This is a genomic window from Actinomadura luzonensis (genome assembly GCF_022664455.2).
Classification (GTDB): domain Bacteria; phylum Actinomycetota; class Actinomycetes; order Streptosporangiales; family Streptosporangiaceae; genus Nonomuraea; species Nonomuraea luzonensis.
On the sequence record NZ_JAKRKC020000002.1, the window covers coordinates 2,459,398 to 2,484,156 of the forward strand.

Consider the following 24,759-nt stretch of genomic DNA (forward strand, 5'->3'; position numbering starts at 1 on the left):
TCGGGTCGGAGGGCTGAGGTGCTCGGCCCGGTCGGGGGCCACGAAGGTGGGTGGGGCCGCCGGAGGTGGTGGGTCGAGCGTTCGTCTCCAGGGCCGCTGGGTCGTTGGAGTGGCGGGGGAGGGCGGTCGGCGGTGGGGAGAGGACGGGGGCGGTTGACGTTGGGGGGAGGGGCGGGTAGCGTACCCACCCCCTAGCGACGCCTTCGGAGCTGCGGGTGGGGGTTCACCCCACCGGCTCTCTGGAGGACCCCGATGCCCATCGGCTCGCTCTCGCGGCAGCGCGACTTCCGCCTGCTGCTCCTCGGACAGACCACCGCCCAGCTCGGCGCGCAGCTCAGTGGCGTGGCGATCCCGCTGCTCGCCGTCGTCACCCTCGATGCCTCGCCGCTCCAGCTCGGCCTGGTCAGCGCGTCCGGCACGGTCGCGTTCGCGCTGATCGGGCTGCCCGCGGGGGCGTGGCTGGATCGGTGCCGGCGTCGTCCCGTGCTGGTCGCCGCCGACCTGGTCCGGGCCGTTCTGCTGGCGACGATCCCCGTGGCCGCGTCGCTCGGGACGCTCACCGTCGGGCACCTGATCGCCGTGTCCCTGCTGGCGGGCGTCGCGCGGGTGTTCTTCGACGTCGGGTACCAGAGTTACCTGCCGTCCGTCGTCGGGCGGGGCGGCGATCTCATCGCGGGGAACTCGGCGATGGAGACCGTACGGGCCTGCGGGCAGGTGGCGGGGCCGGGCGTCGGCGGGTGGGCGGTGAGCGTGCTGGGGGCGGCGAACGTCGTCCTGGCGCAGGCCGTCACGTTCGCCGTGAGCGCGGTGTCGCTGCTCGCCGTCCGCACCCGCGAGCCCGCCCCCGCCCGCGAGCCGGCCGCCGTCCGTGGGTTCGGCCGGGGGCGGGGTGGGCTGGGGCGGGAGATCGGGGAAGGGCTGGCGTTCGTGCTGCGTAACCCGGTGTTGCGGGCGCTCGCGCTCACCGGTGCGGCCGGGAACCTGGCGTTCGCGCTCGCCTCGGCGGTGAGCGTGGTGTTCCTGGTCCGCACGCTCGGGCTCACGCCCGCCGGCGTCGGCGGGGTGCTCGCCGCGGGGGCGCTCGCCGCGCTGGCGGGCGCGGCGCTCACGCCGTGGCTGGCCCGCCGGGCCGGCTCGGCCCGGATCATCTGGCTGTCCCTGGCCGTCACCGGCCCCGCCGGGCTGCTGACGCCGCTCGCGGGGCCCGGCTGGGGCGTGCTTCTCGCCGTGGCGGGCGTGGCCGCGGGCGAGCTGGGCCAGATCGTGTACGCGATCACCAGTGTCAGCCTGCGCCAGCGGCTGTGCCCGGAGGAGCTGCTGGGCCGGGTGAACGCCACCATGCGGGTGCTGCTCATGGGGCTGTTCCCGCTGGGCGCGGTGGCGGGCGGGGCACTGGGCGAGGTGGCCGGGCCGCGTGGCACGCTCTGGCTGGCCGGGGTGCTCGTCCTGGTGTCCCCGCTGCCGGTCGCGCGTGCGCTGCGCGGGCTGCGCGACGCCGCGGACGCCCGCCCCTGGTCCAGGTGAACGTCCCCTGGACCAGGTGAACCTCCCCGGTCCAGGGGAGAGGGCCGGGTGTCAGACGGTGAACTCGACGCCCTGGGCGAGTGGCAGCTCGCCGGAGTAGTTGATCGTGTTCGTGGCGCGGCGCATGTAGCCGCGCCACGCGTCCGACCCCGACTCCCGGCCCCCGCCGGTCTCCTTCTCGCCGCCGAAGGCCCCGCCGATCTCGGCGCCCGAGGTGCCGATGTTGACGTTGACGATCCCGCAGTCCGATCCCTCCGCCGACAGGAACAGCTCGGCCTCGCCCTGGTCGCGGGTGAAGATGCTGGACGACAACCCCTGCGGCGCCGCGTTGTTGAGCGCGATCGCCTCCTCCAGCTCCTCGTACGGCAGCACGTACAGGATGGGCGCGAACGTCTCGCGCAGCACGATCGGCACCTGCTCGCCGACCCGGACCAGCGCCGGCTCGGCGTAGTAGGCGTCCGGCGCCTGGTCGGCCAGCCGCCGCCCGCCCCCGGTGACCAGCGTGCCGCCCTGTTCGCGGGCCTCGTCGAGGGCCTGCCGCATGGCCTCGTGCGCCCGGCCGGAGATGAGCGGCCCGACGAGCGTCCCGGCGGCCAGGGGGTTGCCGATCGGCAGCCGGGCGTAGGCGGCGGCCAGCCGCTCGGTCAGGACGTCCACGACCGAGGTGTGCGCGATGACCCGCCGCATGGTGGTGCACCGCTGGCCCGCCGTCCCGGCCGCCGAGAACACGATGCCCCGCACGGCGAGGTCCAGGTCCGCGGACGGGCACACCACGGCCGCGTTGTTGCCGCCGAGCTCCAGCAGCGAGCGCCCGAACCTGGCCGCCACGCGCGGCCCGACCTCGCGGCCCATCCGGGTCGAGCCGGTGGCGCTGACCAGCGCGATCCCCGGGTGGCCGGCCAGCGCCTCGCCGAGGCCGGGGCCGCCGAGCAGGACCTGGCTGAGGTGCGGCGGCGCGCCCTGCTCGGCGGCGGCCCGGTCCAGCAGGGCCGCGCAGGCGAGCGCGGTCAGCGGCGCGAGCTCCGACGGCTTCCACACGACGGGGTCGCCGCAGACCAGCGCGATGGCAGTGTTCCAGGACCACACCGCGGCCGGGAAGTTGAAGGCGCTGATGACGGCGACGACACCTAGGGGGTGCCAGGTCTCCATGAGCCGGTGGCCGGGCCGTTCCGAGGCGATGGTGCGGCCGTGGAGCCGGCGGGACAGGCCCACCGCGTAGTCGCAGATGTCGATCATCTCCTGGACCTCGCCCAGCGCCTCGGAGGTGATCTTGCCGACCTCCAGGCTGACGAGCGTCGCCAGGTCCGCCTTGTGCGCGGTCAGCAGCTCGCCGAACCGCTTGACCAGCGCGCCCCGCACCGGCGCGGGCACCGCCCGCCAGGCCAGGAACGCGGCCCCGGCCCGGGCGACGGCCTCGTCCACCGCGCCGGGCCCGGCCCAGCCGACCCGGGCCAGCGGCGCGCCGTTGATCGGCGAGGTCGTCGTGACGGCGCCGCCCAGCGCGTCCACGTCCACGCCGCACCGTTTCGCGGTCTCCCGCGCCATCGCGGCCAGCTCGTCGGCTCCGGGCAGCGTGGTCGTCATAGGGGCTCCAGGTTCAGACGATGTTGAGCTCGGGACGGGACGCCGACAGCGCGAAGCGGCCGGCGTCGAAGCCGGAGACGTCCGTGAACGGCTCGCGGCCCAGGTAGAGGTCGCGCATCACCTCGCCGACCGCCGGTCCCATGAGGAAGCCGTGGCCGGAGAAGCCGGTCGCGTACAGGAAACGCTCGACGCCGGGGGCGGCGCCGATGAGCGCGTTGTGGTCGGGCGTCACCTCGTACAGGCCGGCCCAGCCGCCGGCGACGCCGACGTCCATGAGTGCGGGGGCGCGGCGGGCCATGGCCTCGCCGAGGCGCGGCAGCCAGGCGTCGGAGCGGTCGAGCTTGAAGCCGGGCGTCTCGTCCGGGTCGGACATGCCGAGCAGCAGCCCGGGCCCCTCGCGGTGGAAGTAGAAGGTGGTGCCGAAGTCGATGGTGAACGCGGTCGGCGGCAGGTCCGGGACCGGCTCGGTGACCAGGATCTGGCGGCGCAGCGGCGTCACCGGCAGGTCCACGCCCGCCCACGCGCCGACCTCGCGCGACCAGGCCCCGGCGGCGCAGATCACCGTCTCCGTGGGGATCCGGCCGCCCTCGGTCGTGACGGCGGCGACGCGCCCGTCCGCGACCTCGATGCCGGTGGCCGCGCAGCCGGGCAGCAGCCGCGCGCCCAGCCGCCGGGCCGCGCCCGCGTAGCCCAGCACGACCGACTCGGGCGTGCAGTGGCCGTCGCTGGGGGAGTAGGCGGCGGCGAGCAGCCCGTCGGTGCTGATCAGCGGCGACAGCGCGGCCGCCTCCCGCACGGAGACGATCCGGCTGGGCACGCCGAGCTCGTTCTGGACGGCGACGTTCCGCTCGAACTCCGCGACCGCCTCCGGCGAGTCCAGCAGGAACAGGTAGCCCGGCTTGTGCAGGTCGATCTCCTGCCCGAACCGCTCGGCGAAACGGCCGAACGTCTCCAGGCTGCGCGCGGCCAGCTCGATGTTGACCCGGTCGGAGAACTGCGCCCGCACGCCCCCGGCGGCCCTGGAGGTCGAGCCGGAGCCGAGCGGGCCCTTGTCGAGCAGCACCACGTCGCGCACCCCGGCCGCGGCCAGCTCGTAGGCGATGCTGACGCCCATCACGCCGCCGCCGATGACGACGACCTGGGCGCGCCGGGGCAGTTCTCGTCCCATCATCGGTTCCCTTCGGACGTGAGCCGGTCGGCGAGGAGCTGGGCCAGGTGGACGCCGCGCCTCGGGGACAGGTCGGCGATCTGCGTGCGGCAGGAGAAGCCGTCGGCGAGCACGGCGGCGTCCGGCCCGGCCGTGCGCAGCGCGGGCAGGAGCTGCTGCTCCGCGACCGCCGCCGACACCTCGTAGTGGCCCTTCTCGACGCCGAAGTTGCCGGCCAGCCCGCAGCAGCCGCCGAGCCGCCGCACCTCGGCGCCGGCCTCCCGCAGCAGCCGCAGGTCGGTCTCCCAGCCCATGACGGCGTGGTGGTGGCAGTGCGGCTGGGCGACGACCGCGGTGCCGGCCAGCGACGGGGGGCGCCAGCCGGGCGTCGCGGCCAGCAGCTCGGCGAGGGTGGTGGTGGCGCGGGCGACCGGCGCGGCCGCCGCCTCGCCGAGCAGTTCCAGCGCGTCCGAGCGCAGGACGGCCGTGCAGGACGGCTCCAGGCCGACGATCGGCACCCCCGGCGCCTCCTGCGCCCCCTGCGCCCCCTGCGCCCCCTCCCCGAGGTCCCGCGCCGCCGCGCCGAGGTCGCGGACCGTGCGGCCGAGGATGCGCCGGGCCTGGTCGAGCTGGCCGGTGGAGATCCAGGTGAGCGCGCAGCAGCCGCGCCGGGCGGTGACGCGCGGCGCGTACCCGGCCGCCTCCAGCACCGCGACGGCGGCCCGCCCGATCTCGGGCGCGAAGTGGTCGGTGAAGGTGTCCACGAACAGCAGCACCGGCCGCCCCCCGGCGGGCCGCGCCCGCCGCGCGAACCAGGAGCGGAACGTGCGGGGCGCGAACGCGGGCAGCGTCCGCCGCGCGTCCACCCCGGCGAGGGCCAGCGCCGGCCGCCGCAGCGCGGGCGCGCGCAGCACCGCGTTGGCGGCGCGCGGCAGCCGGGAGGCGAGGCGCGCCCACAGCGGCAGCCGGCCGAGCGCGTAGTGCGCGGCCGGCCGCAGCCGGCCCCGGTAGCTCTGGTGCAGCACCTCGGCCTTGTACGCGGCCATGTCCACGCCGGTCGGGCAGTCGGAGGCGCAGCCCTTGCACGCCAGGCACAGGTCGAGCGCCTCGTGCACCTCGGGCGAGCGCCAGCCGCGCTCGGCGATGCCGCCGTTCAGCATCTCCTGCAACGCCCGCGCCCGCCCCCGCGTGGAGTCCTTCTCCTCCTTGGTCGCCAGGTAGGAGGGGCACATGACGCCGCCGGTCGCGGTGTTGTCGGCGCGGCACTTGCCGACGCCGGTGCAGCGGTGCACGGCCTGGGCGAAGTCGCCGCCGTCGTGCCGGTAGGCCAGGGCGAGCCGGCCGGGGGCCGGGCGGGCGGCCGGGACGCGCAGGTCGGCGTCGACCGGGCGGGGCCGCACCAGCACGCCGGGGTTGAGCGTCCCGGCCGGGTCGAAGATGCCCTTGACCTGCTCGAACAGGGCGATCGCGGCTGTCGGGTACATGAGCGGCAGCAGCTCGCTCCTGGCGCGCCCGTCGCCGTGCTCGCCGGACAACGAGCCGCCGTAGCCGGCCACCAGCTTCGCGGCGGCGAGCAGGAACTCGCGGAACACCTTGCGCCCGCCCGGCCGCTCCAGCGGCAGGTCGATGCGGATGTGCAGGCAGCCGTCGCCGAAGTGCCCGTACGGCAGGCCGCTCAGCCCGTGCCCGGCCAGCAGCTCCTCGAAGTCGCGCAGATAGCGGCCGAGCATCGCGGGCGGCACCGCGGCGTCCTCCCAGCCCGCGTGCGCCGGCCGGCCGGCGGGGCTGCGGCCGGACAGGCCCGCGCCGTCCTCCCTGATGCGCCACAGCGCGGCCGCCTCGGCCGGGTCGGTGACGACCAGGGCGTCCCGGTGGCCGGCGGCGGCCCGCGCGGCGCGCTCGCGCACCTCGGCCTCGTCGTCGCCGGCGATCTCGGTGAACAGCCAGGCGGCCCCGCCGGGCAGCGGCGGCACCGCCCCGGGGCCGCGCCGGGCGCGGACCACGTCCACGATGCGGGCGTCCAGGCCCTCGCAGGCGGTGGGCCGGTGGGCCAGCAGGCCGGGCGCGGCGTCCCCGGCCTCGGCGATGTCGCCGTAGCCGAGCACCACGAGCGCGCGGTGCGCGGGGTCGGCGACCAGCCGCACCGTGGCCTCGGTCAGCACGGCGAGCGTGCCCTCGCTGCCGACCAGCAGCCGGGTCACGTCGAAGCCGTTCTCCGGCAGCAGGTGCTCCAGCGCGTAACCGGACACCTGCCGGCCGAACCGGCCGAACTCGGTGCGGATCGTCGCCAGGTTCGCCGCCACCAGGTCGCGGAGCGCGCGCGGGCCGTCCTGGGCGGGCAGGTCGAGCGGCGTGCCGTCGCCGGCCACGGCCTTCAGGCCGGTCACGTTGTCGGAGGTGCGGCCGTAGCCGAGCGCCCGCGAGCCGCAGGCGTTGTTGCCGATCATCCCGCCGATGGTGCAGCGGGTGTGGCTGGAGGGGTCGGGGCCGAAGCGCAGCCCGTACGGGGCCGCGGCCCGTTGCAGCGCGGCCTGCACCACGCCCGGCTGGACGACCGCGGTCCGGGCCTCCGGGTCCACCTCCAGCACCCGGTGCAGGTGCCGGCTGAAGTCGAGCACCAGGCCCGGGCCGACGGCGTTGCCGGCGATGGAGGTGCCCGCCCCGCGGGCGGTGAGCGGGATCCCGTGCCGGGCGCACAGCTCGACGGCGGCCTGTACGTCGTCGGCGGATCTGGGGCGGGCCACGAGCAGCGGCGGCACCCGGTAGAGGGAGGCGTCGGAGGAGTGGACGGCGCGCGTGGTGGGGTCCGTCAGCACGTCGGCGACCCCGCGACGGCGGAGGTCGCGGGCGAGAGCGGTGGCCCGGTCCATGCGTAGCATGTTACATGCGACCCCTGTACCATGCCAGCCAGCCACGAGAAGGGACGGCACGATGGTGGACGCGACCGCGCTGCGGGCGGCCTTCGCCCGGCGCCTGTCGGCCATGTACGGCACCGAGGTCCCCGCCTACACCACGCTCGTCGAGGTCGCCCAGGAGGTGAACCGCGAGGTCCTGGAGCGGTCCGGCCCCGACGCCGAACGGCTCGGCTCCATCGGCCGGGTCACCGCGGAGCGGCACGGCGCGATCCGCGTGGGCACCCCGGCCGAGCTGGCGCAGGTCGCGCGCGTCTTCGGCGCGATGGGCATGTACCCGGTCGGCTACTACGACCTGCGGGAGGCGGCCGGCAGCTCGGTGCCGGTCGTGTCCACCGCGTTCCGGCCGGTCGCCGCGGAGGAGCTGGCCGCCAACCCGTTCCGGGTGTTCACCTCGATGCTGGTCACCGGCGACCGGCGGTTCTTCAGCGCCGACCTGGAGCGCCGGCTGGAGGCGTTCCTCGGCGCGCGGCGGCTGTTCCCGCCCCGCCTGCTGGAGCTGGCCGACCGGGCCGAGGCCGAGGGCGGCCTGGCCGAGGCCGCGGCCGAGGAGTTCCTGACCCTCGCCACGCGCGCGTTCGAGCTGTCCCGCGAGCCGGTCTCCCGCAGCTGGTACGCCGAGCTGGAACGGGTCTCGGCCGTGGCGGCCGACATCGGCGGCGTCCCGAGCACCCACGTCAACCACCTGACCCCGCGCGTGCTCGACATCGACGCCCTCTACGCCCGCATGTCCGCGCGCGGCATCACCATGATCGACGCCATCCAGGGCCCGCCCCGCTGGGACGGCCCCGACCTGCTGCTGCGCCAGACGTCCTTCCGCGCGCTGGCCGAGCCCCGCCTGTTCCGCGAGGACGACGGCCGGGTCGTCGAGGACGACCTGCGGGTGCGCTTCGGCGAGGTCGAGGCGCGCGGCATCGCGGTGACCCCGGCCGGGCGGGCCCTGTACGACGAGCTGTCCGCCGAGCTGGACGAGGCCCTGGCCGGCCGGCGCGTCAGCGCGGAGGAGCGCAACGCCGTGGCCGCCCGCCTGTGGGAGTCGCGGGCGCCGCGCACCGAGGCCGAATTGGCCGCGCGGGACCTGGCGTACTTCACCTTCCACGCCGCGGACCGGCGCCCGCCCGGCGAGCCGCCCGCCGGCCTGGCCGAGCTGCTGGCCGGCGGCTGGGTGACCGCTCGGCCCATCGTGTACGAGGACTTCCTGCCGCGTTCCGCGGCCGGCATCTTCCAGTCGAACCTGACCTCCGACGGCACCAAGGACGTCACCGCCGCCGGGGCCGACTTCGGGCCCGAGGCCCTGGCGGGCGTCCTCGGGCGGCCGTTGCACGATCCGTACGAGCTGTACGCGGCGATCCGCGCCGACTCGCTCGCCCGCGCCCGCGCGGCCCTGGGCCTGCCCGCCGCGACCGGCTGACCGCCCGGCACCCGAGCGGCCCGTCCGGAGGCGTCAGACGTCGTCCACCACGGCCGCCCACAGGGCGGCCACGTCCACCGGCTCGCCCTGGGCGCGGGCCGCCTGCCCGGCCAGGATGAGCCCGGTGTTGGTGAGGTGGCCGCGCATCGCCCGCTCCGCGCCCGCCGGGTCGCCCGCCGCGACCGCCGCCACGATCGGCTCGTGCTCCTCGTGCACCTGCCGCAGCGTGCGGGAGGCGTCGTCGGTGGAGGTGCCGAGGATGCGCATGGTGTCGCGCAGGCCGCCGACGATCGCGCGGGCCCGGTCGTTGCCCGCCGCGGCCAGGATGCGGTCGTGCAGCGCCTGGTCGAGGTGGAAGAACCGGGTCTCGTCGCCGGCCTCGACGGCGGCGGCCATCTTCGCCATCGTCGCCCGCAGCGCCACCCCGAGCCCGGCGGGGACCTGCGCCGCGGCGCGCCGGACGGCGGGCAGCTCCAGTGCCAGCCGGACCCCGAAGATCTCCACGATCTCGCGCGGGTGCGGCAGCACGACGCGGAAGCCCCGGTTGCGCTCGACCTGCACCAGCCCGGCCTCCGCCAGGCGCAGCATGGCCTCGCGCACGGGGCTGCGCGAGACGTTGAGCTGCTCGGCGATCTGGTAGACGGAGTAGAGCCGCCCGGGCACCATCGCGCCGGTGTGCACCGCCCGGCGCACCTCGGAGATCACCTGCTCGGCCAGCGACCGGCCCGCCTGCGGCAGCGGCTGCAGCTTCAGCTCGGCGTGTTCGCGGGCGGGCGGCATGGTGGCATGTTACCCGGGCGGGTCCCCCATGCGTTCTTCACCATTTCTTTCCTGGTACGGGGAATTCGGGTGCGGTGTGGCGGTGCGGTGTGTTTCGTGCCTCCTGCCACGATCGTGCAGCAGGTATTTCCGGAAAGGAACGGCACATGTTCGCGCCTATTCGCTCGCGTCGCAGAATGACCAGATCCGCGGTCTGCGGCACGCTCTCGGTCGTCCTGCTCACTGCCCTGGCCCCGGTGGCGAGGGCGGACGGCCGGCACGACGGCACCGACGGCACCGACCGGATCGACCGGATCGACGACCACGACCATCACGGCGGGTGCACGCCGCGCGTCTTCTACAAGCGCGGCCACGTCTCGCCCCGCAACTTCTTCCTGCCCCGCACCCGCTACACCGACGGTCCCGGCGGCTCCATGACGGTGTCGGTCACCAGGGAGCACGAGGTGCTGGCGTTCCTGGAGACGGAGAAGGAGCGGGTCAACACCACGACCCTGATCAACCCGGGCGACGTGATCCGGGCGCTGCGCAAGAACGGCATTCCCCACCTGGAGGAGCGCCACATGGTCTTCACCGGGCACGAGTACACCCGGGAGATCAGCGAGGGCATGTACGGCAACATGTGGTACCGGGTCTTCGGCTACCGCATCGGCTGGTCGGCGTGGTCGGTCCTCGGCACGTGCCGGCACGTCAAGATCGCCTCCGGTTTCGCCAACGTGCCGGCCCGCTTCGAGGGCTGGAAGTACTGGGAGACCCGGCATCCCGTCTACAAGGGACACCGGCTCCCCTGGAAGTGACCCGCCGGCGTCAGCGCCGCCTGCGGCGGCGGCGCCGGCTCTGGTCGGCGGCGTGGTCGTCGTACGGAGACGGCCCCGGCAGGCGGGACACGGACAGGCAGGCTCGTGCGGCCGTCAGACGGCGCAGTGTGATCATGATTGCTCCCCCCTCATGACCACCCTACAAACCGGACATACCTCCCGCATCAATTGAAGTCTCTCATCTGAGTAATTTTAGCTGGTAAATCCGCCAGGACCGTCTCACGATAAAACGGCGCACCTCCATGCAAAGGCTAGGGAAATGGGAGTGACCCATGCCGCCGGTGATCGTGGGACGTGAGGGTCCTTCAGCAGGAAGACAATTCCCGCTCGGCGAGCGGCCGATGACGTTCGGCCGCAGGAGCGACAGCACCGTCGTGATCGCCAGCGGGCGGGCCTCGCGCGCGCACGCCGAGGTGCGGCCGGACGGGGGCCGCTACGTCCTGCACGACCTCGGCAGCCGCAACGGCACCCTGGTCAACGGCGCCCGCGTCGTCACGCACGTGCTCAGGCCCGGCGACGTGATCACGATCGGCGACGAGGTCTTCGGCTTCGAGACGGCGGCCGACGAGGCCGACACCATCATGGACAGGCAGCCGGCGCCCGCCGCCGCCCGCGCCGTGGACCCGGCACAGGTCCTGCGCGTCACGATCAGCGGCGGCGGCCCCGTCGGGCTCGCCTTCGCCCTGCTCCTCGACCAGCTCATGGGCGAGCGCGTCGCCGTCACCGTGTACGACGGCCGCTGGACGAGCGACGGCGGCCGGGTCGTGTGGAAGGGCAAGGAGCAGGGCAACGTCCGGCGGCAGCAGGTCGTGACCGTGCAGAGCCGCCAGTACCTCAACCTGCCCGAGCGGGCGCAGGCCCGGCTGTTCGCGCCCGGCGCGTTCACCGAGATGTGGCCGACCGGGCCCGACTCCATCCGCGGCCAGGGCCCGCGCAACCTGCGCATCGCCTACATCGAGGACACGCTGCTGGAGCTGGCGAACGAGCGCTCCGGCCGCATCCGGCTGGTCCCCGAGCGCTTCTCGCCCGAGGAGCACCGCGAGAGCGCCGCCCAGGGGCACGTCCTGGCCATCTGCGAGGGCGGGCGCTCACGCACCCGCGCGCACTTCGCCGGCAAGTTCGGCAACGCCGACACCTCGATCTACTCCCTCGACGGCCACCACCTGCAGGACGTCGTGCTCGGCCTCCGCGTCAGGTCCGCGCTGCCGGACCCGATGACGGTGCTGCTCACCGTGGCCCAGAACCGCTTCCTGCTGAACGCGCTGCGCGGCGAGGGCTTCCTCAACATGCGCCTGACCGACGAGGAGGCCAAGGAGGTCATCGGCATCGACCCGGTCCGGCACGTCTTCGAGCAGTGCGTCGCCTCCAGCCCGTGCCTGATGGACCGCACCGAGCTGGGCGAGTTCCACTGCTCGACGCACGGCACGCTGTTCCTGCCCGCGCTGGTCAAGGGCTCGCCGCTGTGGGGGCGGGTGCGGGAGGGGCTGCGCCTGTTCGGGGTGGCGGAGGAGGACCTGAGCGCGGTCACCGCGTTCCGGCTGGACATGGTGCAGCGGCCGCGCTTCACCGCCCAGCTCTACCCGCCGACCTCGGGCACGCCCGGCACGTACGGGTTCCTGCTCGGCGACGCCGCCAACGCCATCCACTTCTGGCCGGGACGCGGCCTCAACAGCGGCCTGGCCTCGGCCATCTCGCTGGCGCGGAGCCTCAGCCAGAGCTGGCGCGGCCGGCCCCTCAGGGACGCCGACTTCATCCGGCACGAGGCGGCCATGTCGATGCTGCAGTACCGGCACAAGAGCCGCGCCTGGAAGGCGATGGTCGCCACGGACGGGCAGGGGGTCACCCGCGCCATCAAGGACCTGATCGCCGACGGCCTCACAGCGGGCGCGGCCACAGCGCCCGGCGAGCCCGACGCGGACCTCGGCGTCTTCCTGGACCGGGTGCGGCGGATCCGCGACCGGCTCGCGCCGCGCATCCCCGGCATGCCGGACGACGCCACCCTCGGCGCCCAGCTCCGGGGCCTGCGGCCCGAGACGCTGCGCGCGTTCCTGTCGGGCGGGGCTTGGGACACGCTGATCATGGGCGGGGAGGAGGTGGACATCGACATCTTCTACCGGCAGGACCCGCCGGACGTGCTCGTGTCCGCCCAGGCCCCGCTCCCGGACGACCGGCAGCAGGCCACCAAGGTCATCCGCAGGGGGCCGCGCGGGCAGATGGTGTGAGCCCTGGCGTCAGGACGTCAGGCGGTGCGGCGGAGCGCCCACTCGACGCCGGGACAGCGGTCCATCACCACGTCCAGCCCGGCGTCCAGGGCCCGCCGCGCCGCCGCCTCGTCCACGACGCCGAGCGGCAGCCACACCGCCCGGGCCCCGATCGCGATCGCCTCGTCCACGCTCTCCCCGGCCACCTCGGCGCGCCGGTAGATCGCGACGACGTCCACCGGGCCCGGCACCTCGGCCAGCGTGGCGTAGCCCGGCTCGCCGAGCACGGTGGCGGCGGCCGGGTGCACGGGGACGATCCGCTTGCCGCGGCGCTGGAGCAGGCCCGCCTGGTCGTACGCCGTGCGCTCCGGGTTGTCCGACAGCCCGACGAAGGCCCAGGTGCGGGTGTCGGCGAGCAGGCGCCGGATGACGTTCTCGTCCGCGAAAGGGTTGCTCATGTCCGAGGCAACACGACGGTCACGTCCGGAAATTTCCTCATGTGCACAAGGACTCAGAGGAACGCGCCGAGCACCAGCGTGAAGACCAGCCCCGACACCGACAGCACGGTCTCCATCAGCGACCAGCTCTTGATCGTCTGCCCAACCGACAGCCCGAAGTACTCCTTGACCAGCCAGAACCCGGCGTCGTTGACGTGCGAGAAGAACACCGACCCGGCGCCGATCGCGAGCACCAGCAGCGAGGTCTGCCCGGGCCCGAGCCCGGCGACGAGCGGCGAGAGGATGCCGGACGCGGTGACCGTCGCGACCGTGGCCGAGCCGGTGGCCAGCCGGATCAGCACCGCGACCAGCCAGGCCAGCAGCAGCACCGACAGGCCGCTGTGCTGCACCCACTGGGCGACCAGCTTGCCGATGCCGGTGTCGACGAGGGTCTGCTTGAAGCCGCCGCCCGCCGAGACGATGAGCAGGATGCCGGCGATCGGCGGCAGCGCGCTCTCCACCGACTTCGCCAGCGCCTGCCGGTCCATGCCCGAGCCGCGGCCCAGCGTGAACATGGCGACCACGACCGCGAGGAACAACGCGACCAGCGGCGTGCCGAGGAAGTCCAGCACGACCCGGACCGGCTGGGTCTTCGCGGCGAAGATGTCGGCCAGGGCCTTGCCGAGCATCAGCGCGACCGGCAGCAGCACGGTGGCCAGGGTGACGGGGAAGCCGGGCCGGCGGGCGTTCCCGGCGTCCGGGCGGGTCTCGTACATCTCGGGGGCGGGGACGTCCACCCAGCGGGCGGCGTAGCGGGCGAACAGCGGCCCGGCGATGACCAGCGTCGGGATCGCGACCAGCACCCCGAGGCCGAGCGTGAGGCCGAGGTCGGCCTTCAGCGCGTCCACCGCGACCAGCGGCCCGGGGTGCGGCGGCACCAGCCCGTGCATGACCGACAGCCCCGCCAGCGCCGGGATGCCGACGCGCACCAGCGACAGCCCCGACCGGCGGGCCACCAGGAAGATCACCGGCATGAGCAGGACCAGGCCGATCTCGAAGAACATGGGCAGCCCGATCAGCGCGCCGACCACCGCCATGGCCCAGGGCAGGGCGCGCGGCGACGAGCGGCCGACGATGGTGTCCACGATCTCGTCGGCCCCGCCGGAGTCCGCCAGGAGCTTGCCGAACATGGCGCCGAGCGCGATGAGGACGCCCACGCCGGCCGCGGTGGCGCCGAACCCGTCGGAGAAGCTCTCGATGGCGTCCGCCATCGGCAGCCCGGCGACCGCCGCGACCGCGAGCGAGCCCACGGTCAGGCTGAGGAACGGGTTGACCTTGAGGTAGGTGATCAGCACCACGATCAGGGCGATGCCGACGAGCGCGGCCGGGACGAGCCGGCCGCCGGAGACGGCGGCCTCCTGCGTCCGGGCGATCAGGGTGAGGGTGTGCATGGGGTTCTCCTGGCTCCGCCGTCGTCAGGAGGGGCCGGCGGCGGTGGCGGCGAGGTAGGCGTCGACCAGCCGCTCCACGGGCTCGGTGAGGTCGAGCACGATGCCGTGCTCGTCGCGTTCGAGCGGCTCCAGGGTCTGGAACTGCGACTCCACGAGGGTGGCGGGCATGAAGTGCCCCGGCCGCCCGGCCACGCGCCGCCGGATGACCTCCGGCGTCCCGGCCAGGTGCACGAACGTGAGCGCGGGCGCGTACCTGCGCAGGACGTCGCGGTAGCGGCGGCGCAGCGCGGAGCAGGCGACGACGCCGCCCGTGGCCGCGTGCCCGGCGAGCCACGCGCCGATGGCCTCCAGCCAGGGGCGCCGGTCGTCGTCGTCGAGGGGGATGCCGGCGGACATCTTGGCGATGTTCGCGGGCGGGTGCAGGTCGTCGGCGTCGGCGAAGGGCACCCGCAGCCGCTGGCTCAGCGCCGCGCCCACGGTGGTCTTGCCCGAGCCGGTGACGCCCATCACGACGACGAGCGGGGGAGCCGGCGCGCTGTTCGGAGGTTCCGCGTGGAGCATGGTTAAGTATCCTTAATACGTAACTATTACATAATAAATCATACTTTTGTCCGTTTTGGCGCTCGGGGTGGGTCGATCATGCGGGGTCTGCACGGCAGCGTTCTCGACGAGCTGGGCCTGCTGATCACCTCGGCCGCCGTCCCGCCCGGCCACGTGCTCCGCATCGAGGAGCTGGAGGCCCGCTTCCGCGTCTCGCGCACCGTCGTCAGGGAGGCCGTCCGCGTCCTGGAGTCGATGGGCCTGGTACGGAGCCGGCGGCGGGTCGGGGTCATCGTCGCGCCGCGCGAGGCCTGGCACGTGTTCGACCCGCGGGTGATCCGGTGGCGGCTCGACGGCGAGGGCCGCCTGGCGCAGCTCCGCTCGCTCAGCGAGCTGCGCCGCGGCGTCGAGCCCGCCGCGGCCGCGCTGGCCGCCGCCCGCGCCACGCCCGCGCAGTGCGGCGAGCTGGCGGGCGCCGTCATGCGGATGGCCGCCCACGGGCGCGCCGGCGACCTGGAGAGCTACCTCGCCGCCGACGTCGGCTTCCACCGCACGCTGCTGGAGGCGAGCGGCAACGAGATGATGGCGGCGCTCGCCGGCGTGGTGGCCGAGGTGCTGCGCGGGCGCACCCGCCACCACCTGATGCCCGACCGGCCCGACCCGGCCGCGATCCGCCTGCACGCCGAGGTCGCCGAGGCCGTGCAGGGCGGCGACGGGCCGGCGGCCGAGCGGGCCATGCGCGCGATCGTGGACGAGGCCGCCCACGCCATGCTCACCGGCCGGCCCGCCTGACCGCCCCCTCGGCGTCATGGCCGCAGGAAGCCCAGCAGGGATGCCGCCAGCTCCTCCGGAGCCTCCTCGGCGACGTGGTGGCCGCTGTCGATCGGGTGGCCGGTCACGTCGTCGGCCCAGGTGCGCCAGATGGCCAGCGGGTCGCCGTACAGCTCCTCCATGTCGTCCTTCGAGGACCACAGGAACAGCGTGGGGCAGGTGACGCGGCGGCCCGCGGCCCGGTCGGCGTCGTCGGCGGCGCGGTCCACCGTGAGGCCGGCGCGGTAGTCCTCGCACATGCCGTGGACCGTGTCCGGGTCGTGGATGGCGCGGCGGTAGTCCTCGTACGCCTCCTCGCCCATCTGCTCGGCGGTGGCCTGGTACCAGGCGTCCGGGTCGGCGTTGATGACCCGTTCGGCGGGTTTGTCGGTCTGGCCGAAGAAGAACCAGTGCCACCAGGACGCCGCGAAACGCGCGTCGGCGCGGGCCAGCGCCTCGCCGATGGGCACCGCGTCCATGATGACCAGCCGCGACACCGCGCCGGGGTGGTCGGCGGCGAGACGGTGGGCCACGTACGCGCCCCGGTCGTGCCCGGCCACCGCGAAGCGGTCGTGGCCGAGCGCGCGCATCAGCGCCACCATGTCGCGGGCCATGGCGCGCTTGCCGTAGGGGGCGTGGTCGGGGGTCGTGGGCGGCTTGCCGGAACGGCCGTAGCCGCGCAGGTCGGGGCAGACCACGTAGTAATGGGGAGCGAGGAGGGGGGCGACCCGGTGCCAGGTCGCGTGCGTACGGGGGTGGCCGTGGAGGAGCAGCAGCGGGGCGCCGGAGCCGCCGTGCCGGACGAACAGCTCCGTCTCGCCCACGTCGATCACATCGGTCGCGAAGTCGTCGAACATCCGCGGCCTCTACCCACCAGGACGGGAACCGGGCGGGCCCCGCGCGGGAAAGCCGATCACCCCGGCGGCTGCAGCCCCTTCACCGCGTACGTGACGAGTGTCGTCAGCACCTCCTTGACCGACTCGCGCCGCCGCACGTCGCACAGCACGATCGGGGTCGTCGCGCTGAGGCCGAGGGCCCGCCGCACCTTGACCGGCTCGTACCGGCGCGCCCCGTCGAAGCAGTTGACCGCCACCACGAACGGGATGCCGCGCTGCTCGAAGTAGTCGACCGCGGGGAAGCAGTCCTGGAGGCGGCGCGTGTCGGCCAGCACCACGGCCCCGAGCGCGCCGAGGGCCAGCTCGTCCCACATGAACCAGAACCGGTCCTGCCCCGGCGTGCCGAACAGGTACAGCCACAGCCCGTCGCGGATGGTGATGCGGCCGAAGTCCAGCGCGACGGTGGTGGTGGTCTTGGACTCCACGCCCGACAGGTCGTCCACCCCGACGCCGCGCTCGCTCAGCAGCTCCTCGGTGTGCAGGGGGCGGATCTCGCTGATCGTGCCGACCATGGTGGTCTTGCCGACGCCGAAACCGCCCGCGATGAGGATCTTGATGGCCAGGGCCGAGGCGACGGCCGTCGTCCCCGGCTCAGAGGCTGCGTAGCCCATGCAGCACTTCCCTGTAGATGCGTTCGTCGATCGTCTGCGCCGCGGGGCGGGGGCGTTCGATGCCGACCAGGCCCTCGCGCCGCAGGTCGCCCAGGATGACCCGGGTGATGTTCAGCGGCAGCCTGAGGTGCGCCGCGACGTCGGCCACCGGGGTCGGCCGGCGGCACAGCGACAGCACGGCGCGGTGCTCGGGGAGCAGGTCCGCGAACTCGTGCGAACCCGCGGCCGTCGTCACGATGGCCACCAGGTCGAACGTCTCGCCCTGCGGGCGCGCCCGGCCCCCGGTCAGCCCGTACAGGCGGATCAGGGGGCCGGGGTCCTCACCGGTCACGGTCTCGCGCCGTTCCAGGCGGGTGCCGGTGCCGCTCCCCTCGGCTGCGCGGAGAGGTGCTCGCCGACCCTCTTGACCATCAGCGCCATCTCGTAGGTGACCATGCCCAGCTCGGCGTCGGCCGCCGCGAGCACCGCCAGCCGGGCTCCCTGGCCCGCCGCGGTGACGAACAGGAAGCCCCCTTCCATCTCGATGATCGTCTGCCGTACGCCGCCCAGGCCGAAATGCCGGCCCGCGCCCATCGCGAGGCTGTGACTGCCGGCGGAGATGGCGGACAGGTGCTCGGCGTCCTCGCGGGTCAGGTCACGCGAGCCGCCCATGGCGAGCCCGTCGGCGGACAGCACGATGGCGTGCCGGATGCCGGGGACGCGCTGGGTCAGGTCGTCGAGGAGCCAGCTCAGTTCACTTCTGGGGTCGGGCATCGGGATGGTCGTCCTTTCGGTTCCACACGTCCTGTCCGCGCTCGTCGGCCTGGCGGCGTCCTTGCTGCCAGCCCTGCTGCATGGAGGACATGAGTTGTGCGAGCTCCTCCGGCGTACGCACGGAGATGCCGGGATTCCGGCCGCGCGTGGCGGTGCGGAGCTGAGGGGCGAGGCTGGCCTGTGGCACCCGCATGGGCAGGCCGTCGAGGTCGTCGTCGGCCTCCTGCGGGGGCACGGTGACGCTCCAGCCGGCGGGCGGGCCGGGGGGGACGGCGGCGTCGAACCAGGTCCCGCGTTCGGGCCTGACCGGCTCCTCCGGCCGCGCGTCCCCCGGCCGGGCCGCGTGGCCGTTGACGATCGTGCCACCGTCGAGGACGGGGTCGGGCACGGGGTCGAGGACGGTGTTCAGGAGGGTGGCGTCGAGCGGCGCGCGGGGCTCCGGCGCGGCGGGCGGCGCCGGCTCGCCGTGGCCGGTGTCGAGCGCGCGCACCGGCCGGCCCGCGCTGACGGGCTCGGCGGGCCGGGCCGGCTCGTCCGTCCCGGCCAGCAGCGCGCCGGGCAGCAGCACGATCGCGGTGGTCCCGTCGTACGGCGACCGCCGCAGCGAGATCTTGATCCCGTGCCGCGCCGCCAGCCGGGACACCACGAACAGCCCGAGCCGGTCGCTGTCGTCCAGGTCGAACTCCGGGGGGTCGGCGAGGCGGGCGTTGAGCTGGTCCAGGGTGTCCTGGTTGAGCCCGAGCCCGCGGTCCTCCACCTCCAGGGCGAAGCCGTTGGCCGCCGTCATGCCGCGGATCTGCACGGAGGTGTCGGGCGGCGAGAAGACGGTGGCGTTCTCCACCAGCTCGGCCACCAGGTGGATGACGTCGGTGACCGCCGCCCCGACCAGCATCGGGGCCTGCGGCATCGGCGCGACCGTGACCCGGGTGTAGTCCTCGACCTCCAGCACCGCCGCCCGTACGACGTCGAAGAGCTGGACCGGGTCGCGCCAGCGGCGCGCCGGGACCGCGTCGGACAGGATGATGAGGTTCTCCGCGTGCCGCCGCATGCGGGTGGTGAGGTGGTCGAGCTTGAACAGGTCCTCCAGCACCTCGGGCTCGTCCACCCTGCGCTCCATCGTGTCGAGCAGCGCGAGCTGCCGGTGCAGCAGCGCCTGGTTGCGCCGCGCCAGGTTGAGGAACACCTGGCCGACGCCCTTGCGCAGGGCCGCCTGCCCGACCGCGGCCTCGACCGCGGTGCGGCGCACCGCCGAGAAGGCGTCCACCACGCGGTCGACCTCGGCGGTGTCGGCCGGGTCCAGGCCGGGGGCCTCGGTGGCCGGGTCCACGTCGTCGCCGCGGCGCAGCCGTTCCACCAGGCGGGGCAGCCGCTCCTCGGCCAGCTCCACCGCCGACGCCTGCAGCCGCCGCAGCTCCTCGATGAGCGAGCGGCCGAAGCGGTAGGACAGCGCCAGCGACACCAGCATCGCGGCGAGCCCGAGGAGCAGGACGATCCCGACCCGCCAGTACGCGCCGCTCTTCTGGCTCTCCGCCTCCTCGGCGGCCCTGGCCAGCTCGGCCTGGGTGTCCCGGTTGATGGCGCCGAGCAGCGCCTCGGCGTCGCCCTTCCACTGGGCGCCCTCGACGGGCGGCGGCCCGCCGGTGTCGAAGGTGAACAGCTCGTCCTCGACCTCGACCACCCGCCGGTAGTGCAGGCTGGCCACCAGCTCGTCGTAGTCGGCCTTCAGCTCGGGGCCGGCGTCGCGCTCGGCGTTGGCGAAGACCAGCCGGCGGCTGCTCATCGCGGCCACGAACGCGGCCCGGTCGGTGGGCGACATCCGCCGCTGCACGATGGTGGCGGTGAGCACCGCGTGCTCGCGGCCCAGGTACTCGGCGGTGGCGACGTAGGCCGCCATGCCGCGCACCGAGCGGAAGGAGGAGACGTCGCTCAGCGCGTCGCGGTCGGTGAACTGCCGGTTGGCCACCGCGATGAGGTTGTTGTACGCCTCGATGATGGTCAGCGGCGGGGCCAGCACGCCGCCGTCGGCCGAGGCGCGCAGCGACTGCAGCCCGTCGAGGGCCTGCACCAGGGCGCGCACCTGGGCGGGGGCCTCCTCGCCCGCGTCGACGGTGCCGATGACCTCGCGCAGCCGGTCCACCTTGACGTCGGTGTTGCGGCGCTGGTCCAGGAGGGGCGCGTACGACCCGGTGCTGCGCGGGGCCTCGGCCGAGAGCTGCCGCTCGCGCTGCAGCTCGATGATGAGCTGCAGCACCGGCGAGCCGATGGCCTCCCAGCGGTCCTGGGTCTGCGAGACGTCGCTGATCTCCTGGACGCTGGAGTACGCGATGAAGCCCCACAGGGCCGCCATCGACACCAGCGGGAGTAACAGGATCCGGAGCAGTTTGGCACGGATCGGAGGGGGCGAGCTCATACGATCATGTCCAATTCCGCCGGGCAGCCGCGAGCCGGTACCGCCCCCCGTGGATGCCCGTCACGACTGATTGCGCCTTACAGGTCCGTCCACTATGCCGACGGGGCAGATGTACTTCAAGGTACGGATGCGAAGAAACCTCGCGAATGACGGGTTGACTCTTTGTCAACACACCGATCGTGTTCGTAACGGTTGGCGCGTCACCCAAAGTTACGGATCAAGCCCGTTTCTCGAACATTGTTCCGTGCCATGGAACGTCCTGGAACCGGTCGGCACGCCTCCCCGGCAGAGGCGCCGGGCATCGGAACCGGCGCCCGGATCCGAGGAGAGACTCTTGTCCAGCAACAGCACTCGCAGGGGCCGCCGTCTCGCGCTCGCCGGGGTGGGACTCGGCGCCGCCCTCTCCGCCGCCCTCGCCCTCGTGCCGTCCGCCGCCAGCGGCGCCACGATCACCCAGATGGCCGCCCAGGGCAGCATCGTGCGCGGCTCGGTCGCGTGCTCAGGCCCGTTCGCGGCCGAGGACGGCGACATCGTCGCGGGCAGCGGCACGTCCTTCACCCTCAACTCGCTCAACGTGCCGATCCCCGTGGCGGCGGACTGGGAGCTGCGGCGGGCCGACCCGCTCAACGACTTCTTCACCGACGGCGAGGTCCTCCAGTCGCAGCACACCGACTTCTTCACCGCCACCGTGCAGACGCCCAGCAAGCTGGTGCCGGGCAACTTCTGGGTGTGCGTGAGCACCACGTCGCGCACCCCCGTGCAGTACAAGGCGTTCGTGGGCAACGGCGTCCCGGCCTGAGCCGGATCAGGCCGGCGTGGGGCGGCCGGCGGGGACGCGGCGCAGGCGGGCCACGGCCGAGGCGAGCGGCCAGGCCCGGGCCGCCAGGTTGCGCGTCGCGACCCCGGCCCGGGTCGCGGGCACCATGAGGGCGGCCGCGCGGCCGACGTTCGCCTGCTTGGGGTCGACCAGGCGGCGGTGCGCGCTCTCGTAGCGGGCGAAGGCCGCCTGCGGGTCGGCGGGCGTGGCGGCCAGCTCCGCCGCCAGCGTGTACGCCCCCGCCATGGCCAGCGTGGAGCCGTCCCCGAACAGCGACACGCACGAGGCGGCGTCACCGAGCAGCGCCACCCGGCCGGTCCACCAGCGCGGCAGCCGCACCTGGCTGACCGAGTCGAAGTAGAGGTCGGTGGCGGCCCGCACCCGCTCCAGCAGCTCCGGCGCCCGCCAGCCCACCCCCGCGAACGCCGCGGCCAGCATCCGCTTGTGCTGCTCGGCGTCGCGGTGGTCGAAGCCGGGCTCGGCCGGGGCGCGGTAGAGGAAGAAGGCGAGGTCGCCGGCGGGCGTGGGGCTCACCGCGACGGCCCGGCCGGGCGCGTTGTGCATGACGACGTCCCCGCCCTCGTGCCTCTCCCTGGCGCGGTGGCCGCCGAGCGGGGTGGTGGCGACGTACAGGCCCATGTGCCGCACCAGGCCGCCCTCCTCGCCGAACGCCAGCCGGCGCGTCGCGGAGTGCAGGCCGTCGGTGCCGATCACCAGGTCGAAGCGGCGGGGCGCGGCCCGCTCGAAGGTCACCTCGACGCCGTGCGCGTCCTGCGCGATCGCCGTCATGCTGTCGTCGAACAGGAACTCGGCGTGCTCGCGGGCCGCGTCGTACAGGATCGCGGCGAGGTCGCCGCGCGGCAGCTCGATCTCCTCGCCGCGCCGCCCGCCGGGCATGTCCACGCGGGCCAGGCGGCGGCCCGCCGCGTCGACGAAGGCGAGGCCGGTGTTGCCGGTGGCCGCCTCGCGCAGCCGGGGGACGATGCCCATGCGGGCGGCGACGTCCATGGCGGGGCCGCGCACGTCCACCGGGTTGCCGCTGGAGCGCAGCGCTCCGGCGCGCTCGACGACCGTCACCCGGAAGTTGTGCCGGGCCAGCCAGTAGGCGAGGGCCGGGCCGCCCACGCCCGCTCCGGAGATCAGCACTGTGCGCTCGTTCATGTCCACCACTCCGCTAACTGGATGAATTTCCTCCGCTTGTTTGCGACGGTACCTCAAGTGGAGGAAAATCGTCCAGATGGATGGGAAAACGCAGGGGCTCCGCGCGGACGCCCGCCGCAACCGGGACCTGATCCTCGCCGCCGCCCAGGAGCTGTTCCTGGAGCAGGGCGTCGACGTGGCGCTGGAGGAGGTGGCCAGGCGCGCGGGCGTCGGCATCGGCACGCTCTACCGGCGCTTCCCCGACCGGGAGGCGCTGCTGCGCGGCGTCGGCGAGGCGGGCCTGCGGCGCATGGCCGAGCTGGCCGAGGCCGCCCGGCGCGAGGAGCCCGACGCCTGGCACGCGCTCTGCCGGTTCCTGCGGTGCTGCACGGAGCTGCGCCTCGGGGAGCTGTCGGCCAAGCTCGACCCCGTCCTGCACCAGCGGATGCGCGCCGGCGAGGAGCAGCACGAGCTGCGCGAGCGGGTGACCGAGGGGCTGCTCGGGATGATCGCGGAGGCTCAGGCCGACGGGGCGCTGCGGGCCGACGTCGGTCCCGTGGACCTCGCGCTGATCATGACCCTGCACGTCTACGCCCCGCCGGGGCTGCCGGGCGGGCAGGGGTTGCCGCGGGTGGTGGAGATCGTCCTCGACGGGCTGCGCGCCGACCGTGCCACCCCGCTGCCCGGCCCCCGCTCCACCTCGGCCGACCTGCGCCGCTACACCGCCGTCGAGCCCGGCGCGCGCTGATCGCCGCCCGCTCCGCCCGGGCGGCGCTCCTTTTTGCTCAGGCGGCCTCGGCCGCCGACAGCAGGGCCGACAGCTTGTGCAGGCCGCGAGAGGTGCGCGCCTTGACCGTGCCCAGCGGGACGCGGAGCCGTTCGGCGATCTCCTGCTGGGTCAGCTCGCCGTAATAGGCCAGCTCGATCACCTGGCGCTGTGCGTGGGAGAGCGCGGCCAGGGCGCGGCGGACCCGGTCGCGGTCGGCCACCTCCTCGTCGGCCGGGCGCTGCGCGGGCGCCGCCGCCTCGGCCACGGCGTCCAGCGGCACCGTGGCCAGGCGGCGGACGCGGAGGTGGTCCACGGCGCGGCGGTGCGCGATCACGTACAGCCAGGCGGCCTGGCTGCGTCCCGGGTCGTAACGCCCGCGGGAGCGCCAGGCGTCGGCGAACACCACCTGCAGCAGGTCCTCCACGTCCTGCGGCGAGATGAAGCGCCGCAGGTAGGAGCGGAGGGCCGGGGCGTGCGCGCGGTAGCTGTCGCTCAAGGTCTCCTCGTCGGTCCGGCCGGTGGGCCGCTGGTGGCTGCTCGCCGAAGTGTTCCCCATGGCTTGTCCCGCTCCCCTGGAAAAACCTATTCAAAACTTATTCATAGCGGAGCAGGGAAGGGCGGCACAATGTCATCGGGGGCAAGACACGATCAAGGCAGGGTCCGCCGGATTTGGGACAGAGCCTCGCGGAAGGTATCTACCCTGATCACGCCCGCGGGAAGAGTCTCCGGCCAGCCCCGGCCGCCCAGGACGAGGCGCGCGGCCGGCCGCAGCCGCGGCAGCCCCGCCAGCGGCGCGGTGTCGCCGGTCGACTCCTGCTGCGACCACAGGAAGACCGCCGCCGGATGCAGCCTGCGCATGGCGTGCGCCAGCGCGGCGTAAGGGGTGCGGGCGCCGAGCAGGCGCGTCTCCACACCCTCCTCGGCCAGCGCGGCCGACAACGCGTGGACCGGCAGCGTGTGCTGCTCCTCCTCGGCGCAGGCGAGCAGCACCGGACGTCGGCCCCGGGGGCCCGGGGCCTGCCGGAGCGCGTGCCCGTGCAACGCCGCCAGGAGGCGGTCGGACAGCAGGTGCTCGACGTCGATGCCCGCGCCGGTGCCGTCCTGGCGGCGGCAGACCGCGTCGAAGGCCGGCAGGACCAGGCGCTCCCAGGTGGAGCGCACCCCCTCCGCGGCGAGCGCCGCGTCCAGGAGGGCGGTGACGGCGTGACTGTCGAGCGCGTACGCGGCCCGCACCAGCGCCGTCGCCCCGCCGGTCGCCGTGCTGGCGGTCGCCGTACTGGCGGTCGCCGTGGTGGCGGGCGTCGTGCTGGCGGGCGTCGTGCTGCCGGGCGCGGCGGCGGCCGGTGAGCCGGCGGGTGGGGTGGCGGTGCGGGCGCGGCGGGCGCGGCGGGCGGCTTCGGACGGGGGCAGGCCCTCGGCGATCAGCCGCTGCATCTCCCGCAGCCGGTCCAGGTCGCCGGAGTCGTAGCGGCGGTGGCCGCCCGCGCTGCGCCGGCTCGGGCCGAGCCCGTAGCGCAGGTTCCAGGTGCGCAGCGTGGGCGCGGGCACGCCGAGCAGCCGCGAGACGGCCCCGATCCCGTACCCGGCCTCTTCCTCACTCACCGCCGTGCCCTCGTTCTCCGTGCTCGTCCCGCTGGTCCGGACCCGTTTCTGGACTCCCGTGACCATCCTTTCGCGATCCGCCGACCCCCGGATGCAACCGGCGGGGGATGCCTTCGCGAAGACCTATATACCGACAAGGAGACGACACG

Annotated in this window: 23 protein-coding genes; 7 read left to right on the forward strand and 16 right to left on the reverse strand. The window is 74.5% G+C overall.

Annotated elements, in window-relative coordinates; genetic code table 11:
- The first annotated feature begins 252 nt into the window (after positions 1–252).
- Positions 253–1,524, forward strand: coding sequence for an MFS transporter (locus tag MF672_RS41790; RefSeq protein ID WP_242382247.1), 1,272 nt, complete (start codon positions 253–255; stop codon positions 1,522–1,524).
- 51 nt (positions 1,525–1,575) lie between these two features.
- On the opposite strand, the gene amaB is transcribed toward MF672_RS41790, so the two are convergent.
- From amaB to MF672_RS41805, 3 genes are read right to left on the reverse strand one after another with little or no spacing between them, the layout of a single operon-like run.
- Positions 1,576–3,108, reverse strand: a complete 1,533-nt coding sequence (gene amaB / locus MF672_RS41795) for an L-piperidine-6-carboxylate dehydrogenase (RefSeq protein ID WP_247815696.1) — start codon at positions 3,106–3,108, stop codon at positions 1,576–1,578.
- A gap of 13 nt (positions 3,109–3,121) precedes the next feature.
- A complete protein-coding gene (locus MF672_RS41800; RefSeq protein WP_242382248.1) occupies positions 3,122–4,276 on the reverse strand; it encodes an NAD(P)/FAD-dependent oxidoreductase in 1,155 nt (384 codons plus the stop codon).
- A complete protein-coding gene (locus MF672_RS41805) occupies positions 4,276–7,125 on the reverse strand; it encodes an FAD-binding and (Fe-S)-binding domain-containing protein (protein ID WP_247815697.1) in 2,850 nt (949 codons plus the stop codon). The genes MF672_RS41800 and MF672_RS41805 overlap by 1 nt, the downstream gene beginning before the upstream one ends.
- A 61-nt stretch (positions 7,126–7,186) precedes the next feature.
- On the opposite strand from MF672_RS41805, the gene hglS reads away from it, so the two are divergent.
- Positions 7,187–8,578, forward strand: coding sequence for a 2-oxoadipate dioxygenase/decarboxylase (gene hglS, locus MF672_RS41810; RefSeq protein WP_242381890.1), 1,392 nt, complete (start codon positions 7,187–7,189; stop codon positions 8,576–8,578).
- Between the two features lie 33 nt (positions 8,579–8,611).
- Here hglS and MF672_RS41815 read toward each other — a convergent pair whose 3' ends face one another.
- Positions 8,612–9,358 (reverse strand): GntR family transcriptional regulator, encoded by a 747-nt coding sequence (locus tag MF672_RS41815; RefSeq protein ID WP_242381891.1) that lies wholly within the window; start codon positions 9,356–9,358, stop codon positions 8,612–8,614.
- Between the two features lie 176 nt (positions 9,359–9,534).
- Here MF672_RS41815 and MF672_RS41820 point away from each other — a divergent pair, with 176 nt between their 5' ends.
- Positions 9,535–10,152, forward strand: a complete 618-nt coding sequence (locus MF672_RS41820; RefSeq protein WP_242381892.1) for a hypothetical protein — start codon at positions 9,535–9,537, stop codon at positions 10,150–10,152.
- Between the two features lie 10 nt (positions 10,153–10,162).
- On the opposite strand, the gene MF672_RS51635 is transcribed toward MF672_RS41820, so the two are convergent.
- Complete coding sequence (locus MF672_RS51635; protein ID WP_302893365.1) at positions 10,163–10,288, reverse strand: hypothetical protein; 126 nt, start codon at positions 10,286–10,288, stop codon at positions 10,163–10,165.
- A 157-nt stretch (positions 10,289–10,445) separates the two neighbouring features.
- On the opposite strand from MF672_RS51635, the gene MF672_RS41825 reads away from it, so the two are divergent.
- Entirely contained in the window at positions 10,446–12,395 is a 1,950-nt protein-coding gene (locus MF672_RS41825; RefSeq protein WP_247815698.1) for an FHA domain-containing protein, read from the forward strand.
- Between the two features lie 17 nt (positions 12,396–12,412).
- Here MF672_RS41825 and MF672_RS41830 read toward each other — a convergent pair whose 3' ends face one another.
- Genes MF672_RS41830 through MF672_RS41840 form a run of 3 tightly spaced genes read right to left on the reverse strand, consistent with a single transcriptional unit; the run spans position 12,413 to position 14,823 of the window.
- Positions 12,413–12,832, reverse strand: coding sequence for a CoA-binding protein (locus MF672_RS41830; protein ID WP_242381894.1), 420 nt, complete (start codon positions 12,830–12,832; stop codon positions 12,413–12,415).
- Positions 12,833–12,885: 53 nt separating this feature from the next.
- Entirely contained in the window at positions 12,886–14,262 is a 1,377-nt protein-coding gene (locus MF672_RS41835; protein ID WP_242381895.1) for a GntP family permease, read from the reverse strand.
- 24 nt (positions 14,263–14,286) lie between these two features.
- Positions 14,287–14,823, reverse strand: a complete 537-nt coding sequence (locus MF672_RS41840; RefSeq protein ID WP_242381896.1) for a gluconokinase — start codon at positions 14,821–14,823, stop codon at positions 14,287–14,289.
- 78 nt (positions 14,824–14,901) lie between these two features.
- Between MF672_RS41840 and MF672_RS41845 the strand changes: the two genes are divergently transcribed.
- Positions 14,902–15,594, forward strand: coding sequence for a FadR/GntR family transcriptional regulator (locus MF672_RS41845; RefSeq protein ID WP_242381897.1), 693 nt, complete (start codon positions 14,902–14,904; stop codon positions 15,592–15,594).
- Between the two features lie 14 nt (positions 15,595–15,608).
- On the opposite strand, the gene MF672_RS41850 is transcribed toward MF672_RS41845, so the two are convergent.
- From MF672_RS41850 to MF672_RS41870, 5 genes are read right to left on the reverse strand one after another with little or no spacing between them, the layout of a single operon-like run.
- A complete protein-coding gene (locus tag MF672_RS41850) occupies positions 15,609–16,469 on the reverse strand; it encodes an alpha/beta fold hydrolase (protein WP_242381898.1) in 861 nt (286 codons plus the stop codon).
- Between the two features lie 56 nt (positions 16,470–16,525).
- Positions 16,526–17,119 carry a GTP-binding protein gene (locus tag MF672_RS41855; RefSeq protein ID WP_242381899.1) on the reverse strand — a complete coding sequence of 198 codons (594 nt, stop codon included), beginning with the start codon at positions 17,117–17,119 and terminating at the stop codon, positions 16,526–16,528.
- A complete protein-coding gene (locus MF672_RS41860) occupies positions 17,100–17,450 on the reverse strand; it encodes a DUF742 domain-containing protein (protein WP_242381900.1) in 351 nt (116 codons plus the stop codon). The genes MF672_RS41855 and MF672_RS41860 overlap by 20 nt, the downstream gene beginning before the upstream one ends.
- On the reverse strand, positions 17,447–17,872 hold the full coding sequence (locus MF672_RS41865; RefSeq protein ID WP_020546030.1) for a roadblock/LC7 domain-containing protein: 426 nt from the start codon (positions 17,870–17,872) through the stop codon (positions 17,447–17,449). Before MF672_RS41865 ends, MF672_RS41860 begins: the two co-directional genes overlap by 4 nt.
- Entirely contained in the window at positions 17,853–20,282 is a 2,430-nt protein-coding gene (locus MF672_RS41870; protein WP_242381901.1) for a sensor histidine kinase, read from the reverse strand. Before MF672_RS41870 ends, MF672_RS41865 begins: the two co-directional genes overlap by 20 nt.
- A gap of 334 nt (positions 20,283–20,616) precedes the next feature.
- Here MF672_RS41870 and MF672_RS41875 point away from each other — a divergent pair, with 334 nt between their 5' ends.
- Positions 20,617–21,081 carry a hypothetical protein gene (locus tag MF672_RS41875; RefSeq protein WP_242381902.1) on the forward strand — a complete coding sequence of 155 codons (465 nt, stop codon included), beginning with the start codon at positions 20,617–20,619 and terminating at the stop codon, positions 21,079–21,081.
- Between the two features lie 6 nt (positions 21,082–21,087).
- Here the strand turns inward: MF672_RS41875 and MF672_RS41880 are convergent, their stop codons facing one another.
- Positions 21,088–22,260, reverse strand: coding sequence for an FAD-dependent monooxygenase (locus MF672_RS41880; RefSeq protein ID WP_242381903.1), 1,173 nt, complete (start codon positions 22,258–22,260; stop codon positions 21,088–21,090).
- A gap of 76 nt (positions 22,261–22,336) precedes the next feature.
- Here MF672_RS41880 and MF672_RS41885 point away from each other — a divergent pair, with 76 nt between their 5' ends.
- Positions 22,337–22,987 carry a TetR/AcrR family transcriptional regulator gene (locus MF672_RS41885; RefSeq protein ID WP_242381904.1) on the forward strand — a complete coding sequence of 217 codons (651 nt, stop codon included), beginning with the start codon at positions 22,337–22,339 and terminating at the stop codon, positions 22,985–22,987.
- A gap of 37 nt (positions 22,988–23,024) precedes the next feature.
- Here the strand turns inward: MF672_RS41885 and MF672_RS41890 are convergent, their stop codons facing one another.
- Both MF672_RS41890 and MF672_RS41895 read right to left on the reverse strand, forming a co-directional pair.
- Positions 23,025–23,564 carry an RNA polymerase sigma factor gene (locus MF672_RS41890; protein ID WP_242381905.1) on the reverse strand — a complete coding sequence of 180 codons (540 nt, stop codon included), beginning with the start codon at positions 23,562–23,564 and terminating at the stop codon, positions 23,025–23,027.
- Between the two features lie 92 nt (positions 23,565–23,656).
- On the reverse strand, positions 23,657–24,610 hold the full coding sequence (locus tag MF672_RS41895) for a MerR family transcriptional regulator (protein WP_242381906.1): 954 nt from the start codon (positions 24,608–24,610) through the stop codon (positions 23,657–23,659).
- Between the last annotated feature and the right edge of the window lie 149 nt (positions 24,611–24,759).

Coding starts and splice junctions, on each gene's coding strand:
- MF672_RS41790 (WP_242382247.1), top strand. CDS start 253: ATGCCCATCGGCTCGCTCTCGCGGCAGCGCGACTTCCGCCTGCTGCTC.
- amaB (WP_247815696.1), bottom strand. CDS start 3,108: ATGACGACCACGCTGCCCGGAGCCGACGAGCTGGCCGCGATGGCGCGG.
- MF672_RS41800 (WP_242382248.1), bottom strand. CDS start 4,276: ATGGGACGAGAACTGCCCCGGCGCGCCCAGGTCGTCGTCATCGGCGGC.
- MF672_RS41805 (WP_247815697.1), bottom strand. CDS start 7,125: ATGGACCGGGCCACCGCTCTCGCCCGCGACCTCCGCCGTCGCGGGGTC.
- hglS (WP_242381890.1), top strand. CDS start 7,187: ATGGTGGACGCGACCGCGCTGCGGGCGGCCTTCGCCCGGCGCCTGTCG.
- MF672_RS41815 (WP_242381891.1), bottom strand. CDS start 9,358: ATGCCGCCCGCCCGCGAACACGCCGAGCTGAAGCTGCAGCCGCTGCCG.
- MF672_RS41820 (WP_242381892.1), top strand. CDS start 9,535: ATGACCAGATCCGCGGTCTGCGGCACGCTCTCGGTCGTCCTGCTCACT.
- MF672_RS51635 (WP_302893365.1), bottom strand. CDS start 10,288: ATGATCACACTGCGCCGTCTGACGGCCGCACGAGCCTGCCTGTCCGTG.
- MF672_RS41825 (WP_247815698.1), top strand. CDS start 10,446: ATGCCGCCGGTGATCGTGGGACGTGAGGGTCCTTCAGCAGGAAGACAA.
- MF672_RS41830 (WP_242381894.1), bottom strand. CDS start 12,832: ATGAGCAACCCTTTCGCGGACGAGAACGTCATCCGGCGCCTGCTCGCC.
- MF672_RS41835 (WP_242381895.1), bottom strand. CDS start 14,262: ATGCACACCCTCACCCTGATCGCCCGGACGCAGGAGGCCGCCGTCTCC.
- MF672_RS41840 (WP_242381896.1), bottom strand. CDS start 14,823: ATGCTCCACGCGGAACCTCCGAACAGCGCGCCGGCTCCCCCGCTCGTC.
- MF672_RS41845 (WP_242381897.1), top strand. CDS start 14,902: ATGCGGGGTCTGCACGGCAGCGTTCTCGACGAGCTGGGCCTGCTGATC.
- MF672_RS41850 (WP_242381898.1), bottom strand. CDS start 16,469: ATGTTCGACGACTTCGCGACCGATGTGATCGACGTGGGCGAGACGGAG.
- MF672_RS41855 (WP_242381899.1), bottom strand. CDS start 17,119: ATGGGCTACGCAGCCTCTGAGCCGGGGACGACGGCCGTCGCCTCGGCC.
- MF672_RS41865 (WP_020546030.1), bottom strand. CDS start 17,872: ATGCCCGACCCCAGAAGTGAACTGAGCTGGCTCCTCGACGACCTGACC.
- MF672_RS41870 (WP_242381901.1), bottom strand. CDS start 20,282: ATGAGCTCGCCCCCTCCGATCCGTGCCAAACTGCTCCGGATCCTGTTA.
- MF672_RS41880 (WP_242381903.1), bottom strand. CDS start 22,260: ATGAACGAGCGCACAGTGCTGATCTCCGGAGCGGGCGTGGGCGGCCCG.
- MF672_RS41885 (WP_242381904.1), top strand. CDS start 22,337: ATGGATGGGAAAACGCAGGGGCTCCGCGCGGACGCCCGCCGCAACCGG.
- MF672_RS41890 (WP_242381905.1), bottom strand. CDS start 23,564: ATGGGGAACACTTCGGCGAGCAGCCACCAGCGGCCCACCGGCCGGACC.